Origin of the sequence: Owariibacterium komagatae (genome assembly GCF_045865535.1) — a bacterium.
Classification (GTDB): Bacteria; Bacillota; Clostridia; order Oscillospirales; family Ruminococcaceae; genus Ruthenibacterium; species Ruthenibacterium komagatae.
In genome coordinates, this window is record NZ_AP031406.1 from 3,228,605 (window position 1) to 3,246,591 (window position 17,987).

General features: G+C 47.8%; 16 protein-coding genes. 13 read left to right on the forward strand and 3 right to left on the reverse strand.

Annotated elements, in window-relative coordinates:
• Positions 1 to 219 precede the first annotated feature (219 nt).
• Positions 220 to 708: a helix-turn-helix domain-containing protein gene (locus ACKTS9_RS16210; RefSeq protein ID WP_407881820.1), complete on the reverse strand. Its 489-nt coding sequence runs from the start codon at positions 706 to 708 to the stop codon at positions 220 to 222.
• Between the two features lie 303 nt (positions 709 to 1,011).
• Between ACKTS9_RS16210 and ACKTS9_RS16215 the strand changes: the two genes are divergently transcribed.
• The 5 genes from ACKTS9_RS16215 to ACKTS9_RS16235 all read left to right on the forward strand — a co-directional run bounded on the left by ACKTS9_RS16215 (position 1,012) and on the right by ACKTS9_RS16235 (position 4,505).
• Entirely contained in the window at positions 1,012 to 1,215 is a 204-nt protein-coding gene (locus ACKTS9_RS16215; protein ID WP_087236778.1) for a DNA-binding protein, read from the forward strand.
• Between the two features lie 2 nt (positions 1,216 to 1,217).
• Positions 1,218 to 2,300: a tyrosine-type recombinase/integrase gene (locus ACKTS9_RS16220; protein WP_407881821.1), complete on the forward strand. Its 1,083-nt coding sequence runs from the start codon at positions 1,218 to 1,220 to the stop codon at positions 2,298 to 2,300.
• A 4-nt stretch (positions 2,301 to 2,304) separates the two neighbouring features.
• Entirely contained in the window at positions 2,305 to 2,640 is a 336-nt protein-coding gene (locus ACKTS9_RS16225; protein WP_407881822.1) for a plasmid mobilization protein, read from the forward strand.
• On the forward strand, positions 2,630 to 3,805 hold the full coding sequence (locus tag ACKTS9_RS16230; protein WP_407881823.1) for an AAA family ATPase: 1,176 nt from the start codon (positions 2,630 to 2,632) through the stop codon (positions 3,803 to 3,805). The genes ACKTS9_RS16225 and ACKTS9_RS16230 overlap by 11 nt, the downstream gene beginning before the upstream one ends.
• 454 nt (positions 3,806 to 4,259) lie before the next feature.
• Positions 4,260 to 4,505: a DUF6061 family protein gene (locus ACKTS9_RS16235; protein WP_407881824.1), complete on the forward strand. Its 246-nt coding sequence runs from the start codon at positions 4,260 to 4,262 to the stop codon at positions 4,503 to 4,505.
• A gap of 57 nt (positions 4,506 to 4,562) precedes the next feature.
• Here ACKTS9_RS16235 and ACKTS9_RS16240 read toward each other — a convergent pair whose 3' ends face one another.
• Positions 4,563 to 4,874, reverse strand: coding sequence for a helix-turn-helix domain-containing protein (locus ACKTS9_RS16240; RefSeq protein WP_050624078.1), 312 nt, complete (start codon positions 4,872 to 4,874; stop codon positions 4,563 to 4,565).
• A 109-nt stretch (positions 4,875 to 4,983) separates the two neighbouring features.
• Between ACKTS9_RS16240 and ACKTS9_RS16245 the strand changes: the two genes are divergently transcribed.
• The 8 genes from ACKTS9_RS16245 (at position 4,984) to ACKTS9_RS16280 (ending at position 16,082) form a co-directional block, all read left to right on the forward strand.
• Positions 4,984 to 5,445 carry a hypothetical protein gene (locus ACKTS9_RS16245; RefSeq protein WP_407881825.1) on the forward strand — a complete coding sequence of 154 codons (462 nt, stop codon included), beginning with the start codon at positions 4,984 to 4,986 and terminating at the stop codon, positions 5,443 to 5,445.
• A gap of 71 nt (positions 5,446 to 5,516) precedes the next feature.
• Positions 5,517 to 5,726 carry a helix-turn-helix domain-containing protein gene (locus ACKTS9_RS16250; RefSeq protein ID WP_054338619.1) on the forward strand — a complete coding sequence of 70 codons (210 nt, stop codon included), beginning with the start codon at positions 5,517 to 5,519 and terminating at the stop codon, positions 5,724 to 5,726.
• A 103-nt stretch (positions 5,727 to 5,829) separates the two neighbouring features.
• On the forward strand, positions 5,830 to 6,819 hold the full coding sequence (locus tag ACKTS9_RS16255; protein WP_407881826.1) for a restriction endonuclease: 990 nt from the start codon (positions 5,830 to 5,832) through the stop codon (positions 6,817 to 6,819).
• Between the two features lie 44 nt (positions 6,820 to 6,863).
• On the forward strand, positions 6,864 to 9,314 hold the full coding sequence (locus ACKTS9_RS16260) for a type I restriction-modification system subunit M (RefSeq protein WP_407881827.1): 2,451 nt from the start codon (positions 6,864 to 6,866) through the stop codon (positions 9,312 to 9,314).
• Entirely contained in the window at positions 9,308 to 11,095 is a 1,788-nt protein-coding gene (locus ACKTS9_RS16265; protein ID WP_407881828.1) for a restriction endonuclease subunit S, read from the forward strand. Before ACKTS9_RS16260 ends, ACKTS9_RS16265 begins: the two co-directional genes overlap by 7 nt.
• A 24-nt stretch (positions 11,096 to 11,119) precedes the next feature.
• A complete protein-coding gene (locus ACKTS9_RS16270; protein ID WP_407881829.1) occupies positions 11,120 to 12,286 on the forward strand; it encodes a DUF3800 domain-containing protein in 1,167 nt (388 codons plus the stop codon).
• Positions 12,283 to 15,375, forward strand: coding sequence for a type I restriction endonuclease subunit R (locus ACKTS9_RS16275; protein ID WP_407881830.1), 3,093 nt, complete (start codon positions 12,283 to 12,285; stop codon positions 15,373 to 15,375). Before ACKTS9_RS16270 ends, ACKTS9_RS16275 begins: the two co-directional genes overlap by 4 nt.
• A complete protein-coding gene (locus tag ACKTS9_RS16280; protein ID WP_407881831.1) occupies positions 15,375 to 16,082 on the forward strand; it encodes a M48 family metallopeptidase in 708 nt (235 codons plus the stop codon). Before ACKTS9_RS16275 ends, ACKTS9_RS16280 begins: the two co-directional genes overlap by 1 nt.
• Positions 16,083 to 16,469: 387 nt before the next feature.
• Here the strand turns inward: ACKTS9_RS16280 and ACKTS9_RS16285 are convergent, their stop codons facing one another.
• Positions 16,470 to 17,669, reverse strand: a complete 1,200-nt coding sequence (locus ACKTS9_RS16285) for a helix-turn-helix domain-containing protein (RefSeq protein ID WP_407881832.1) — start codon at positions 17,667 to 17,669, stop codon at positions 16,470 to 16,472.
• Positions 17,670 to 17,987 lie beyond the last annotated feature (318 nt).

The following is a 17,987-nucleotide window of genomic DNA, read 5'->3' on the forward strand; positions in this document are numbered from 1 at the left end:
GCAGATTGATAGCACTCGTCAAATCCCGATTTATTGAGTTTGAAAAGAAAAATCGGGTGGCTTGCGAGTAGCCTAAAAATCCTCATCTTTTTATTCATAAGTAAAAGGTCTAACTGATTTTTGCTAATCAGTTAGACCTTTTTTATTTTGCTCTCATTTATCTGAATTTTCTGATTTTGCGCAACAAACGGCCTTTCCCGTGGCCTACAAGTGAGAGGGTCAGATCAGACTCTCCAGCGGCACCTTGGCGCAGATCTGGCTGCTGTCGTACTCCGGGTAGTGGTAACGCCAGCGGTCGTACTCCTCCTGGGAGATCTCTCCGGCCTCCAGCTTGGCGGCCTGTTCCCGCCAGGCCCAGAGCATCTCGTGCAGCCGGGCAGCATCCTTGTTTTTGCGGAAATCCACCTGCAAGGCAAGCTCGCCGTCCTGCTCTGTGACTTTGAGTCCGTAATTGTCCTCCAGGGTAAAGAGTGTGTGCATCAGCCCCACATAGGAGTCTATATCCGGGACGGAAAGAGCATGGGGCGAGACATCCAGTACTTGTGCCAGGGCAGCAGTCAGGTCCGCCTTAGGGGTTCTTGATCCTGTTTCGTACTGTGCCAGGCGCACATCGGCAGACTTCTCCGGGAATCCCAGCTTCATACCGAGATACTTCTGTGTCATCCCCCGCAGGAGACGGAAAAAGTGAATCCGTTCGCCAATCGCCATACATCCAGCTCCCATCTATGGTTGTTCTTATAAGTAACATAGCATATTTGCTTAGTAATGTCAAGATAATCTAAGCAAATTTATTTAATAATATTTCTTCTAAAAGGCTTGAACTAAGCTTATATGTATAGTATTATAAGAACACTAAGCGAATAAGCTTAGATAATATAGCACATCAAATGGCCCGCTAGATTTTTGGTTGCGAAACGGAGAAAAAGTGGCGGACATAAGCAGGGAGGCATTTATGAAACATAACACTTTTAGGCGGCAGTCACCAACAACAAGGAAAGGCAGGTATTTATCATGGCAAACCAGATTTTTATGCGCGTCAATGAAGTGGCCGAGGAGCTGGGGGTATCCGTGCCCTACGCTTACAAGCTCATCCGGCAGATGAACGAGGAACTGGCGAAAACCGGCTGTATCACTATCTCTGGCCGGATTGACCGCAAGTTCTTCCACGAGAAGTTTTATGGCACGAGAACCGAGACGGCGAGAAAGGGGGAGTAATTATGGCGGCGTTCAAGAACAAGGACAACGGCACCTGGTATGTGCAGTTCCGCTATACCGACTGGAAGGGTGAGCGCCAGCAGAAGCTCAAGCGTGGTTTTGCCACCAAGCGAGAAGCGCTGGAGTGGGAACGAGAGTTCCTGATGGAAAAGCAGGCCGATGTGAATATGACCTTTGAGAGCTTCGTCGCTCTCTATGAGAGGGACATCAAGCCCAAGCTGAAGCTCAATACCTGGCTTACCAAGGAGAGCATCATCAAAAAGAAGATCCTGCCCTATTTTGCCAAGCGGAAGCTGTCGGAGATTACGGCCAAGGACATTATGCGCTGGCAGAACGAGATCCGGGAAATGCGGGACTGCCACGGCAAGCCTCTGTCCAAAACCTACCTTAAGACGGTTCACAATCAACTTAGCGCCATTTTCAACCACGCTGCCCGGTTTTACGGCCTGAATATCAACCCGGCCCGGCAGGCGGGAAACATGGGGGCAGAAGAACGGAAAGAAATGCTATTCTGGACCCGGGAGGAGTACACCAAGTTTTCCGAGGCCATGATGGATAAGCCGCTGTCCTTCTACGCCTTTGAAGTTCTGTACTGGTGCGGTGTCCGGGAGGGTGAGCTGCTGGCCCTGACCCCGGCGGACTTCGACTTTGAGAAACGCACTCTCACCATCAATAAGTCCTATCAGCGGCTCAACAAGCAGGATGTCATTACCACGCCCAAAACGCCCAAGAGCAACCGGGTGATTCAAATGCCTCAATTCCTGTGTGATGAACTCCAGGACTACCTCAAGCAGCTTTACGGTGTGGAGCCGGACAGCCGGATGTTTCCCATCGGCAAAAGCTATCTTCACCGGGAAATGGACCGTGGCTGCAAGCAAACAGGGGTAAAAAGGATTCGCATACACGATTTGAGACATAGCCATATCAGTTTGTTGATCGACATGGGTTTTACCGCCCTGGCCATCGCAGAGCGTGTAGGGCATGAAAGCATCGACATCACCTACCGCTACGCCCATCTGTTCCCCACCCGCCAGGTGGAAATGGCCGACAAGCTGGATTCACTGAAAAATGAGAAGGGAGTGTAAGAAAATGTCCAAGAAAAACTACGATAACCACAACCGCTGGAGAAACAAGACGGTGGCCTTCCGGGTGTCGGCGGAGGAAGATCTCCAGCTGGAAACCCTGGTGAAGCTCACCGGCCTGACCAAACAGGACTATATCATCCGGCGTCTGCTGGAACGGGATGTGGTGGTCCAGGGTAACCCCAGGGTCTACAAGGCCCTGCGGGACCAGCTGGCCGCCGTGCTGGACGAACTCCGCCGGATCGAAGCTGGGCAGGGCGTAAACGGCGAGCTGCTGGACACCATCCAGATGATCGCCACCATTATGAACGGGATGCAGGAGGATTTCGCCTATGATCAATGAAAAAAAGAAAATGACCGCCCAGGGCTCATCTGTTGGCGCAGATGATGGGCAGTCAATCTCTCAAAATTCCAAGACCACTATACCAGACCCGGACGAAAAAAGCAATTCCCCAGGAAGAGATTTGGAGGAACTTTACCGAAAGATGCGCCGCATGAGCGACCCAGCTTACCTGCATACTGTGACCCTGGACGAGCTGATGGACAATGTGTTCGAGGGCAAGTCTGCGGTGATTGAAAATCTGCTCTATACAGGAGCGTACATCCTTGCCGGAGCGCCCAAAATCGGCAAGTCCTTCTTGGTTGCACAGATCGCCCACCATGTCAGTAGCGGGCAAGACCTGTGGGGCTACAAAGTACACCAGGGAACGGTTCTCTATCTGGCGCTGGAAGATGACGAGAGCCGCCTGCAGCGCCGGATGTTCCGTATGTTCGGTGTGGAGGGGACAAGCTCCCTCCACTTCGCTACCAGCGCTAAAATGATCGGTGGTGGCCTAGATGAACAGCTGGAAAAGTTTGTTCGGGAACACAGTGATACCAAGCTGATTATCGTGGATACCCTGCAAAAAGTCCGGGAGGCAGTGAGCGATAGTTACAGCTACTCCAGCGACTATGAGGTAATCGGCAAGCTGAAGCAATTTGCTGACCGATATGGCGTTTGCGTCCTGATTGTCCACCACACCAGAAAGCAACCTGCGGGAGATAGCTTTGAAATGATCTCCGGCACCACGGGCTTGCTGGGCTGTGCGGATGGTGCGCTCCTGATGCAGAAGGAAAAGCGGACGGATAGCAGGGCCACCTTGGAAGTGGTAGGCAGAGACCAGCCGGATCAGCGGTTGTATCTGAGCAAAGACCAAGAGAGCCTAGTTTGGGGGCTTGACCATGCAGAGAATGAGCTTTGGAAGCAGCCACCAGACCCGGTACTGGAAGCCGTAGCAAAGATCGTATCTGCTGACAACCGCGAATGGGAAGGCAGTCCCACCGAGCTGGCCCAGGCAATTCAAACAGATATGGCGGTAAATCGGCTCACCAAGCATCTGAATGTGAATGCTAGCCGCCTGTTTGAAGAACATCAGGTAAAGTATGAGAACAAAACCAAGCACGCCGGGCGGCGTATCCGGCTGACCTACATGGTGGTGAAAGCACCTGCGTTTGAAGTAATCGAGTAAAGCGCGACGCTCGCAACGGTCGCGACGGTGTTTTGAGGGGTGCTCCCAGCACCGTTGCGACCGTCGCCACCGTCGCGGAAAGAAAAAGATGGGGTGGTATTTTGCCACCCCATCTTCAAGGAGGATGCCCCATTTTAGGACACCCTAAAAGTATCAGAGGATGTCGCGATTCACGACACCCTATGCCTCGAAACAGGGCACCGGGTACAGGGTCAAAAAGCGTTCGGAGAACGCGCAGCCACAGAATGAAATTCTGTGTTCAGAAGGGGCTTGGGGGCGCTGCCCTCAACAAGCAGACGGCAGGAAATGTGAGTGTGTATTAACACTCGCATTGCTTGCCGGATTTGTGTGTGGCTATCCACACGCATTGCTTGCCTGTATCTAAAACAACCGAAACGGCCCTTGTGCTGCTGCGGAAAATCAACTGAAATTCAAGTATTGGGAGGTAACGAGTATGAGAAAGATTTTGTCCTGTGAGTTCAACCCGGACACTGCCTGCGTGGAGCTGTGCATGGAAGATGGAACCCTGTTGTCCATCGACTGCACCACCGTGGAGAACGAGGTAGCGAACAGTATGTACCAGCGGTCAGAACTGGACTGGCTAATCTATAATGATCCGCTGTCCTATGCCGAACTGATTTTGAATGGGGACCCTGAATTGTATCTAAAAGCAGTAACAAAGAAAACTCCGTTAGATTGATGGCAAAGAAAATCCGCCAGAAGCAGCACTCTAAAGGGTGCGCCTCTGACGGATTTTTTACATCTTATCAATCAAAGCAAATACAACAGCCTGCTGTTCTTCACTTAGTCTTGACCAGCGTTCCAGAAGCTTTTTCTGCGCCTCAGTTAAGGAAACCGGTGCATCTTCTTCGGCAAACAGTTGAGATAGCGTAATGCCAAAGGCTGTGCAGATTTTCTCCAGGGATGGAATGGTCGGAACCATATTCTTGCGATACCATGAGGAGATCGTGGATTGCGGCAAACCGGAGCGTTCTGCAAGCTGATACTCTGTCCAGCCCCGCTCCTCTCGATACGCGGTTATAACCGAGAGAATATCCTTCACCTGCATCACTCCTTTGCTTGTGTTCTTCGTAAATTATACTTTGATAAATCGTTGTGATTTAATCATTTATATCGTATAATTTTAACGATAAACACAACTGAAAGGAGGGAGAAATTTGGGAGGAAAAAGCTGTTTTTTCATCGGGCACAGGGAAACATCGGAGGCAATTTACCCGGCATTGTATGCGGTTGTGGAGCAGCACATTTTGGAATATGGCGTTACAGAATTTATCGTTGGCCACTACGGCGGATTTGACCGTCTTGCAGCGTCAGCAGTCAAAGAAGGAAAGCGTTTCTACCCAGAAGTGAAGCTCACTTTGCTATTGTCATATCATCCGGCAGAGCGGCCCATCCCAACACCCGATGGATTTGACGGAACATTCTATCCGCCTGGAATGGAGGGTGTTCCCCGCAAGGTTGCAATCGTGAGGGCAAATCGCTATGTTGTAGATCATGTAGACTATCTCATCGCCTATGCCTGGCACCCAGCCAGCAACGCGCGGGAGCTGGTTGAATATGCTCGGAAAAGGCAGCGAAATCTCTGCCTTTCCATAACATTGATAAAGCCTGATAATTAGATATCGAATTGAGTTTTTCACGAAAATGTGATAAAATAAATCCAAGCATTTCTTGCTTTGGAGGGACTAAAATGGCGATTTGTTATGACCGCTTATTCCATCTGATGATTGATAAAAAGATAAGCAACGCACAGCTAAAAGAAAAGGCCGGTTTTAGTGCCAATATTATCACCCGCTTAAAGCGCAATGAGTATGTTTCTATCGAAAGTATCGAGAAGATTTGCCGCGTGATGGAGTGCGGCGTGGACGATATTCTGGAGTTTGTTCCGGAAGAAAAATAAGCAAGAATTTTGACAAAGTGGCTTGATTTTGAAGGTGACTTTCAGGATACAAGATTCTCGCAGGCTGAGAAGCTGTGAAAGATCGGATAGGAGTGTGGCTGTGATGGCAGCAGCAAACAAAACGGTTTGGGGAATCCATACCATGGACGATCCCCTTTTTTTGAATCAGAATCTAATTGCAATCGGCTGGGAAGAGATGGGCGACTTATCGGCTATAAGTACATCCCGTGATGCCTACAAAGAAAAATATATTGCGGCCTATCCGGACGCTAAAAAAGGTTCGATTGCCACAAGTGCTGGAATGCTGTACCGATTTGTCCACGAGGTACAGGAAGGAGACTATGTGGTGTTCCCGTCCAAAATTGACCGTAAGATCAATATTGGGGTCGTGGAGAGTGCCTATTTCTATGAGGCTACCGCAGCACTGTATCCTAATCGCCGGAAAGTAAAGTGGCTCAAACATCTGCCGCGTACAGCCTTTTCCCAGGGCGCTCTGCATGAAGTTGGCTCGGCGCTGAGCTTTTTCCAGGTGAAAAACTATGTAGATGAGTATTTTAAGGCTCTGGATAAAGATTTCAAAGGCAATATTCTGGAGCCGGATACCGATGAGACAGTGGCGCAAACGGCAGACGAAATCATCGAGGCTACCCGAGATTTTATCTTGAAAGAGCTGAGCAAAAATCTGAAAGGTTATGATCTGGAGCCGTTTGTCGCAAATCTTTTGCAGGCCATGGGCTACCGCACGATCCTGTCTCCGCATGGTGGGGACAGCGGCATCGACATTACTGCCTATAAAGATGAGTTGCCGCCCCGCATTGTTGTTCAGGTGAAGAGCCAGGACGGAGACATCAAAGAGACAACCATCCAGTCCCTGAAAGGCGCTATGCGTGAAGGAGATTATGGTCTGTTCGTGACACTGTCCAACTATACCAAAAATGCGCAGAAATATCTGGATAGCACCCCTATTATTCGAGGCATTAACGGCACAGAACTTGTGGATCTCGTCTTGAAATATTACGATCAGCTCAGTGTCAAATACCGCAAAATGATCCCCCTGAAAATGGTGTACATCCCCGTTCCGCCAGAGGAGTAAATGGGAACCTGACAGGAAATTAAAAAGAGAACGGAGAGGTACCGATGGCAATCAAAAAGAGCGAAATTTACAGCCAGATATGGGCTGCATGTGATAAACTTCGGGGCGGTGTGGAACCTGCTCGTTATAAGGATTACATTTTGACACTGCTGTTTGTGAAGTATGTGTCCGACCGCTTCAAGAGCAGCGATAACTGGGACATTGAAGTACCGGAAGGCGGTAGTTTTGACGATATTGCTGTGCTCAAATATAAGAAAAACATTGGTGAAGGCATCAATATCATCATTGGCAAGCTGGCAGAAGCCAACGACTTGAAAGGCATTATCGACATTGCCGACTTCAACAGCGAGGAGCTGGGCACCGACAAGGAAGCGGTAGATAAGCTCTCTGGTCTTGTGGAAATTTTCCAGAAACCGGAGTTGGACTTCACCAACAACCGCGCTGGCGGTGATGACATTTTGGGCGACGCCTACGAATTTTTGATGCGGAAATTTGCCCAGGATTCCGGCAAGAGCAAGGGCCAGTTCTATACGCCGGGCGAAGTCTCTCGGATTATGGCAAAAGTGATTGGTATTGATAAAGCCGCCGATCCCAGCATGACAGTCTACGATCCTGCTTGCGGTTCCGGTTCGCTGCTGATTCGTGCGGCGGATGAGGCCCCCTGCGAGATCTCCATCTACGGACAGGAAAAGGACAACTCCACCGCCGGTCTTGCCCGCATGAATCTGGTCCTACACAACAAGGGCGCTGGCGTCATTGTCGGCAATAAAAGCACCTTGTCTGCACCCCAGTATAAAGATGAGAACAACCCTGAACTGCTGAAAACCTTCAACTACATCGTAGTCAATCCGCCTTTCTCGGATAAATCCTGGATGGATGGCATTACGATCCCTGATTCTTATGGGAGATACAGCGAGACTGTGTTGGGCGTGCCGCCGGAGAAAAACGGTGACTACGCTTGGCTGTTGCATGTCCTGAAATCTTTGAAATCTACCGGCAAGGCAGCAGTCATTCTGCCCCATGGTGTGCTGTTCCGTAGCAATGCCGAGGCTGACATCCGCAAAAAGATCATTGACCGGGGTTATATCAAAGGCATTATTGGTCTGCCTGCTAACTTGTTCTATGGCACAGGAATTCCTGCCTGTATTCTGGTGTTGGACAAAGAGGATGCTGCTGATCGTACCGGCATTTTCATGATTGACGCCAGCAAAGGCTATGTAAAGGATGGCAACAAGAACCGCCTGCGGGAACAGGATATTCACAAGATCGTGACCACCTTCCTTACAATGGATGAATCGGACCCCAAGTATGCCCGGTTTGTTCCGAACGAGGAAATCAAAGTCACCAACGAGTACAACCTGAATATCCCGCGCTATATTGATAGCAGCGAGCCGGAAGATTTACAGGACATCAATGCTCACCTGAACGGCGGCATTCCGGAAACCGATGTGGACAGCATGGCGGAATATTGGGCGGTATATCCATCTTTGAAGGAAATTCTGTTTCAGCCGCTGCGTCCGGGGTATCTGCGTCCGGCGGTGGGCAAGGACGAAGTCGTTTCCACGATTACCTCCCACCCGGAGTTTATCCGCCATGCCGACCAGGTGGACGATGCCTATGCCCGATGGAAGGAGACCGTTACCCACGATTTGATGCAACTCGGTCGGGATATTCACCCCAAAGAGCTGATTGCCAAAATTTCCGAGCAGCTTCTGGATGATTTTGCCCAAGTGGCTCTTCTTGACAAATACGATATCTATGAAGTGCTGATGGAGTACTGGGCGGAGACCATGCAGGACGATGTGTATGCGGTCTGCTATGACGGCTATGAGGCTGGGCGGGAAATTGCCTATGAGTATGTGACTAAGAAGAAAAGAGAAAACGGCCAGACCATCGAGGTCAAGACCGATAAGATCAAGGGCTTTGAGGGTAAGCTGTTCCCCAAGGCTTTGATTGCCGCACACTTTTTTGAGGAGGATATCAAGGCGCTGGATATCCTTCGGGGCCAACTGGATGAGGTGTCCGCTAAGCTGGAAGAACTGGCCGAAGAAAATGGCGGTGAGGACGGACTGTTTGCTCAACTGGATGATCTGAAAAAGGCCACTATCAGCGCCCGTATCAAAGCAATCAAGAAAGATCCCGCTGCCAAGGAAGAATTGGCTGCATTAAAAGAGTATATGTCCCTGTTGGATGCTGAAAGCAATTACAAGAAAGCAATTAAGCAGGCTGAAGCAGACCTGGACACCAAACTGGAGAAAAAATACCCCCAGCTGACGCTGGAGGAGATTCGCCATCTGCTAGTAGAGGAAAAGTGGTTTGCCGCTATTTACAGTGGAATTGATGCCATTCACGAGGCGGTGTCCCATCATCTTTCTGCCCGTGTGACCCAGCTGGTGGAGCGGTATGAGTATACCCTGAAGGAATGCGAAGATGAAGTGGACCAGTATGAGGCCAAGGTCAAATCTCATCTGGAAAGGATGGGGTTTGTATGGTAAGAAAAGGTTGGAAACAGGTTACTTTGGGAGATATTGCTCTGTTTCAAGGAGGAAGTCAGCCACCTCTTTCCGTTTTTTCTAGTCAAAAAAAGGCTGGTTATATCCGGCTAGTGCAGATTAGAGACTATAAAACAGACAAATATGCAACCTATATTCCTGAGAAATTGGCCAAAAGGTTTTGTAAACAGGACGATATAATGATTGGAAGGTATGGTCCTCCTATTTTTCAGATTTTGAGAGGAATTGAAGGTGCATACAATGTTGCTTTGATTAAAGCACTTCCACAAGGCGTTGACAAAGAGTTCCTATACCATACACTTAAGCGAGAAGATCTGTTTGAATATATCGATCTATTATCTCGGCGAACTTCTGGTCAAACTGGAGTAGATTTAACCAATTTAAAAGCATTTGAGCTATCTATCCCTGTCCTAACAGACGAGCAAGCCACTATTGCTAAGGCACTTTCTGATGTAGATAGCCTGATTTCCTCCCTGCAAAAGCTGATTGAGAAAAAGAAAGCTATCAAGCAGGGAACCATGCAGGAACTGCTCACCGGCAAAAAACGCCTTCCGGGGTTTTCTGAGGAGTGGTCAAAACAGCAGTTAGGTGATATTTGCAATATTGTCAATGGAGGAACACCGTCAACTTCAATAGCAGAATTTTGGAATGGAAAGATTTTGTGGTGTACGCCGACAGATATTACAAGCTGCTCAACAAAGTATATTTACACAACCGAGAGCAAAATCACAGAAAGCGGATTGAAAGCTAGTTCAGCAACACTCCTGCCAAAAGGTGCATTGTTACTTTGCAGCCGAGCTACGATTGGCGAAGTGCGAATTGCAGGTAATACGATTTGCACTAATCAAGGCTTTAAGTCATTGGTTGTTCATCAGAACATTAGCAATGAGTGGCTATACTATATGGTGCATGTTTTGAAGCCCAATATGCTGGAAAAAGCCATTGGCTCTACTTTTTTGGAAATCTCGAAAAAAGATTTGGCTGAACTCGATATAATTGTTCCAGAGTTCACCGAACAGAAAGCAATCGCTCAAGTCCTTTCTGATATGGACAGTGAAATTGAGCAGTTGGAAAAGAAATTATCCAAGTACCAGCAGATCAAGCAGGGCATGATGCAGGAGCTGCTCACCGGAAGGATTCGGCTGGTGGATGCAGATGGCAAAGAACAGCCGAAAACACAGATTCTTCAGGAAAGGCAACCAGCACACAATCAGCATTTTGATGATGCAGTCATGCTTGCAGGAATTGTGAACGCTTTCTATTCCGAGAAGTACCCTCTGGGACGCAAAAAAGTTCAGAAACTGCTCTATCTGGTTCGCCGCAAGGAGCAGGCGGATATTTCTGCCTTTCATAAAAAAGCGGCTGGTCCCTACGCTGATGAAGTCCGCTATAAAGGCGGCGAGCCGATTGCTCAAAAGAATAAGTATATCCAGATCAAAAGAAACGAAAGAGGCAGCTGTTTTGAAAAAGGTGTGCAGATGCAGCAGGCGTTGACCTATTTGCAGGACTGGGGAAAGCAGGGAGATGTGGATTGGCTGGTGTCGCAGTTCCAGTACACAAGTGTCAATGAGCTGGAGCTTTTGGCAACGGTAGATATGGCAATCTGCGACTTGCGGCGGGAAGGTAAGGAAATTTCCGTAGCCTCGATTAAAGATTTGATTCGTTCTAATAAGGAATGGAGAGATAAACTGAAAAAGACCTATTTCCGAGATTCGGATATTCAGCAAGCAATTAAAAAGTGCGAAGATCTATTTGAAAGCTAATATCCACGGGAGGTGACATGTTTAATGCGTCTATTTCTAGATGAAGCAGGAAACACTGGTGGCATAACTGATAAGAATAAAAAACTAAATTATGGAACACAGCGCCATTTTTGTTTGGCAGCTGTTGTTACTCATGATATGCAAAGTGAACAGCTGCTTCGTCAGAAATATACAGCATTTAAGAGTCAATTTGCATCTGAGAAAGAGCTGAAAGGAAACTCCCTGTTTACAAAAGAAAATAACAATGCTCTAGAATACTTCTTGGACAATATTTTAGATGATATCCATTTTTCGATATGTTTGTATGATAAAAAATTCTACCTGGCATCGCTTTTGCTATTTGCCATTTTGGGAGAACAAGCAAGAGAACAGTTCCCGGTAGAATATTACTCGTTGGTGAGTGACCTTTCGCAAGAAAAAGATGAGCTATTTGCTACATTCTGCAAACTAACAAAGCGAGCTACAGAGACAAGTGTGCACGAACTGTTTGAATACTTAAAGAACTATTCATATCAACATATTCCAACGTCTGGAAATGGATTAGTTTGGGCTGTTTCAGAGATTCAGAACAGAGGAATTGAAGAAACGTTTGTAAATGACTTTCTAAAGTTTGGAAGTTATTCAAATCGGAAGTTTGCTAATCTTATTAATCTTAATGCTCTCTCAGAGTTGTTGGAAGTAATTGAAATTGAGCGCAACTGTGATACCAGAAAAATTGATATTGTTCATGATAATATTTCAGGTATCGATGAAATGTTAAAACAAGAACTTAAACATTTCGATGTGGCTGTTAAGTTTGCAGATAGTCAAGCAGAGGAACTGATTCAACTGGCAGACAATGTCGCAAGCATCTTTTGTAAAATAATAAATACCATCGTACGATGCTGGGATACAAAAACGGAGTGGTCACCTGAAAATGAGTGGATATTAACGCAGTCCGCACGATTCTTGAAAAAAATAGGAACGCGAAACATAAAGTTTACTGTTCCAATCCAAAGTTGGGCATTAACCTTTTGTGTGATGGATATGTTTGATCCCCAATACCCAAAGGAAATGCGCAAGAACCTATTTTTTAATCCAAGATACCAGTATTGGAACCAAGCAATTGTTCAAAATATTGCTGAGTTGGATTTTTCGCGACATGCAGCTTGCTTCGATGAATTATATTCAAACGAAGGAGGAAAGCCATGAGTATTGGCCAACGGGAAAAAGCCACGCAGAAGCGTGTCATAAAACTATTTGTCCAGGAACTTGGGTACACCTATCTGGGCGATTTCACCGAGCGAAAAAACGCCAATATTGAAACCGAACTGCTGACGAAATTTCTGACCCGCAAGGGCTATTCGCCGGTACTTATCAACCGCGCCTTGAAGGAGCTGCAAGATGCCGCCGGAGATCAGTCAGTGAACCTCTATGATTTGAACGAGCAGACTTATAAAAAGCTGCGCTATGGGGTCAAGGTCAGCGAGTCTGTCGGCCAGCATAAGATTACCGTCCATTTTGTGGATTGGGAAAATCCGCTGGAAAATGACTTTTACATCGCCGAGGAAGTAACTATCAAGCATAAACGTCCGGATCTTGTGCTGTACATCAACGGTATCGCTTTTGCTGTCATAGAGCTGAAGCGCAGCACCATTTCCATGTCGGAGGGTATCCGCCAGAACCTGACCAACCAGCGCCCGGATATGATTATGCAGTTTTTTGCCACCGTTGGGCTTGTCTTGGCAGGCAATGATTCGGAAGGGGCACGTTACGGCACTACTGGCACTCCGGAAAAGTATTATCTTTCTTGGAAAGAAGATTCCAATGCCAAAGATGAGGTTTCCGTAGCGGTACGCGCTCAAATCGGAAAATATCCCCTGCGTCTGGACAAAAACCTGATTTCTCTGTGCCGGAAAGAGCGGCTTGTAGAGTTGCTGCACAATTTTATCGTATTTGACAGCGGAGTGAAAAAGACCTGTCGGCCTAATCAGTTCTTCGGAAATATGGCAGCGCGGGATTTTATAAGGCGGCATGAGGGCGGCATCATCTGGCATACCCAAGGCTCCGGAAAATCCTTGACCATGGTGTGGCTCAGCAAGTGGATTAAGGAAAATATTTCTGACAGCCGTATCCTGATTATCACCGACCGGGACGAGCTGGATGTGCAGATCGAGCAGGTGTTTGCCGGGGTCAATGAGAGCATTGTCCGTATTCGCCGGGGAAGCGAATTGATTCAGAAGATCAACGACACCTCGCCTGTCATGATGTGCTCCCTGATCCACAAGTTTGGCAAGAAAAACAGAGGCAAGAGCGGCGAGACCGACTATGCTGGATTTATTGAAGAGCTGAAACGCTCACTGCCGGAAAACTTTTCTCCCAAAGGCGATTTCTATGTCTTTGTGGATGAATGCCACCGTACCCAATCCGGCAAACTCCACAAAGCGATGGAAACCATTTTGCCGAATGCCACCTTTATCGGCTTCACCGGTACTCCATTGATGAAAAAGGATAAGGAGACCAGTCTGGAGGTATTTGGCCCTTACATCCATCGCTACAAGTTTGATGAAGCAGTGCGGGATAAAGTGGTTTTGGATCTGCGCTATGAAGCTCGTGAAGTAGAGCAGAATGTTGTCCAGCAGGATCGGATCGACGCTTGGTTTGAGGCAAAAACGCGCGGGCTGACCGGTGTGGCAAAAGCTAAGCTGAAACAGCGATGGGGCAATCTACAAAAGATGTTTAGCTCCAAAGCCCGGTTGGGACAGATTGTAGCGGATATTGTTTTTGATATGGAGACAAAACCGCGCCTGCATGATGGACGGGGTAATGCCATGCTGGTGGCTGGCAGTATCTATCAGGCGTGCAAATTCTATGAATTGTTCCAGGAGACCGAGCTGAAGGGCAAGTGCGCCATCGTGACTTCTTACGAACCAGCGGTGGGTGATATTCGCACTGAAACCGTAGGTGATGATGGTGAGACCGAGGCTGTGGAGCAATATGAGATCTACATGAAGATGCTGGGTGGGAAAGACCCGAAGGCATTTGAAAAAGAGGTCAAGGAAAAGTTTATCAAGCAGCCGGAACAGATGAAACTGCTGATCGTGGTGGATAAGTTGCTGACAGGCTTTGATGCTCCGCCTGCCACTTACCTGTATATTGATAAGTCCATGCGAGACCATGGCTTGTTCCAGGCAATCTGCCGCGTCAATCGTTTGGATGGTGAAGATAAGGAATTTGGGTATATTATTGACTACAAAGACCTGTTTCGATCCTTGGAAAATGCGGTTGCAGACTATACCTCCGAAGCATTTGACTGCTACGATAAGGAAGATGTCTCCGGCCTGCTGACAGATCGTTTGGACAAGGCCAAGGAACAGCTGGAGGATTCTCTGGAAGCTCTGCGCGCACTGTGCGAGCCTGTGGCACCGCCTAAAGATATGGTAGACTACTACCATTATTTCTGCGGTGTCAACACCGAATCTTTTGACTTGGATGAATTGGAAGAAAATATGCCCAAGCGGGAACAGCTTTACAATCTGTCAGCGACAGCTCTTCGCGCTTTTGGTGAAGTATCGGGTGAATTGCAAGAAAAGTACCACTATACCGTGGAACAGATCAAGGCGCTGGAGAGAGAAGTTACCTACTACATCAAGGTGCGTGACGATGTGCGTCTGGCTAGTGGTGACTATGTGGATTTGAAGAAATATGATCCGGACATGCGCCATTTAATCGATACTTATTTGTCGGCTGATCCCAGTCGTGTGTTGACCTCCTTTGGAGGAGCAACACTGGTGGAGCTGTTGGTAGACAACGGAATTTCTGCGCTGAAGGATATGCCTGCCTCTACACCCAAAGAGCAGGAAGCAGTTGCAGAGACTATTGAAAACAATATTGGCAAGGAAATTGTTGAAAGAATCCAAAGTAACCCCAAATACTATGAGAAGATGTCTGCGCTTCTTCGAGAATTGATTGAAAAGCGCAAAAATGACGTGATCAACTATGAGGAGTATTTGCGTCAGATTGTGGAACTGGCAAGAAAGGTACATAAGCCGGAAAGCGGCACAGAATATCCTTCGGGAATCCGGGAGAGTGCCGCCAAGCGAGCCTTTTATGACCATCTTAACGGGGATACGGTTGTGGCCAATCAGATATATAACGCTGTCATGTCCAGCAAACAGGACAATTTCCGGGGAAGCAAAATCAAAGAGCGTAAAATCTGGCGTGCTATTCGTGCTGTCGTAAAAGATGACCAGGAAGCCGATCAGTTGCTTGCATTGGTAAAGGAGCAGAGTGAATTTTAGTGGATGAACTGCAAATCGGCAACGTGAGTATTGCCGTTACAAAAAAGAACATCAAAAATATGTACATCCGCGTTCTGCCGCCCGATGGGAAAGTCCAAATTACTGCACCGCACTCTGCTGGGGATGACGCAATCCGAATGTTTGCGGTATCCAGAATTTCCTGGATTAAAAAGCAGCGTGCAAACTTCGCAGCACAGGCACGACAAACGAAGCGACAGTATGTGACCGGAGAGAGCTACTATGTCTGGGGGCGTCGTTATCGTCTGGATGTGCAATACTCAAATGTTAGGAATGAGGTGTCCCTTACAGGCGGGCATCTGATTTTGCAAGTGAGGCCTGAAAGCACCCCGGAGCAGCGCGAGCGTGTTTTGAATGATTGGTATCGGGAGCAGCTAAAAAGCAAGCTGCCGGAAGTGATTCAAAAATGTGAACAGGTTGTAGGTGTCCATGCATCTGAGTGGAAGGTCAAAAACATGCGTACCAAATGGGGAACCTGCAATATAGACCGAAAAAGGATTTGGATTAACCTCCAGCTTGCAAAGAAAACTCCAGAGTGTCTCGCTTATGTCGTGACCCATGAATTGGTGCACTTGCTGGAGCGAAATCACAATGAGCTATTCCAGAAGTATATGGACGCCTTTTTCCCGGAGTGGCGAGTAGTAAAGGAAACACTGAATCAGCAGATGCTGGATTATATGAGCGAGTAATGTTTGATTAGGCAAAATGAAATTTCTATAGAAAATTCGATAAAACCATGCTATAATACTCCTAAACCACCCAATCATCCATCTCAAGCAAAACCCCTGATAGGATGGCTCGGATAGATTTTTGATAGCAAAAGTCCGAATAGACCTTAGGATAAGGATAATCTGCATCAAAGAAAACCACGACGAATTAAATCCTCTATACAAAAAAGTTTAGAAATGGATTTAACTCGGCGAGTTCGAATAATTTCAATGATCGAAAAAATCGCGTAGTTAAGCGGTTTTGAAGGCAAAGAAGTGACTCGTGGCAACGCTTTTTCAAGGCCTATAAAAAGAGAGCTAACTGATTTGAATTCGTCAGTTAGCTCTTTTTTCTTTATGGGACGGCGGTTATCGTGCGTATTTTTGCCGGTATTCACCCGGGTTCAGTGAGACGTATTTTCGAAACACCCTGGAAAAATGACTGGGTGAGGAAAAACCCAAATAGCTGCTGATAGCAGTCAGAGGTTTGTCTGAATAGAGGAGGAGGCGTTTGGCCTCCTCTGTTTTTTCTTTCAGGATGAAATCCGTCAGTGTTTCACCAGTCTCAGCCTTGAAACGGCGGGAGAGGTAGGGGCGGCTCAAAAACAGAGCGGCGGCGATCTCTTCCGTCGTGATGGTCTCGGACATGTGGTGTTGAATGTAATTCGCCACATCCGCCGTTAGTTTGGAAGGCTGTTTGCCCAGATGCAGCCGCTCCACCCGCTGGGTGTAGTCCAGTATCATCCGGTACTGCAGATTTGTGATGGCCTCCGGGGAAGACAGCAGCTCGCACTGCTGAATGTAGACGTCGCTGAGGTCAAAGGCATCGTCTACATCCATGCCGCCACGGATGGCCGCCCGGCAGGCCAGCGTGGTGGTGACGATGAATGTGTTTTTGATCTGGCGAAGTTGCTCTTTGGCCAAAACACCGCTTCGAATTGCCGGTGCTGCGGCAATCCACTCCTTGAGCGCGGCGGTGTCTCCCTTGCGGACGATGCTCATAATGGCCTGCTCTTGACCGAAGGAGTTGTGGACGTTTCGAACCTCGCTGCCGGTAACCGACAGTTTGCGCTCCGCCTGCCGGCGGTTCTGTTGAGCCACCAGTTTCTCCTGGTCAGCATCATAGATGGTGATGTCGGCCAGCGACAGTGTTTCTCCGTTCAATACATGATTAATGGTGCAGAGCATCTGCAAAATGCTTTCGAAAGGAGTGGGGATGATGCTCTTCATTCCGGCGATGAAGGCGTTTACCGCCTCGTCGGGCACATCTGCCCGGAACGCCAAGTCCCTCAGTTCCTGATCCCCGGCCATGATTTGCCGCGAGGGGCCGATGACGATTTTCGTGTCATTGGAATTGACGATGCCATAGTAGTAAAAATGTTTTGTTATCACATAACCCACATGAGTCTTGACTGCAAAGATCTCGTCGCGGTAGACATTCATCGGATCCCGGGCAAGCATGGGGATGGAGTAATAGAACACCGGCCTGTCCTCTTCGAAGATGCGGATGGGAACACCTGAGAGATTGCCGATGGTGGTGCAAAGATAGCGAATGTCAATCCCTTCCACGCTGTCACCTCCAAGTTGGTTACAATTATATTCGTTTGAATACAAATATGCAAGAATATAAAGATGATTTGTGCTATACTTCCAATAAGAAATCACTTTAAAAGTATATTTTTGATAATTTGCAAAAGAACAGGAGGAGCTGGTATGATGTGCCAAAAAATAATGGATCGAAAAATATTTCACTCACGGGTCAAGTCAGAAGATGTGACATCGGCGGAAAAGTGGCTGGGGTATCTTTTCGGCCCTGCCGGCGCGCTGCTGCTCAACGCGGTGCTGGCTACCTATCTGAACGTATACTATACAGACGTGCTCAAGCTG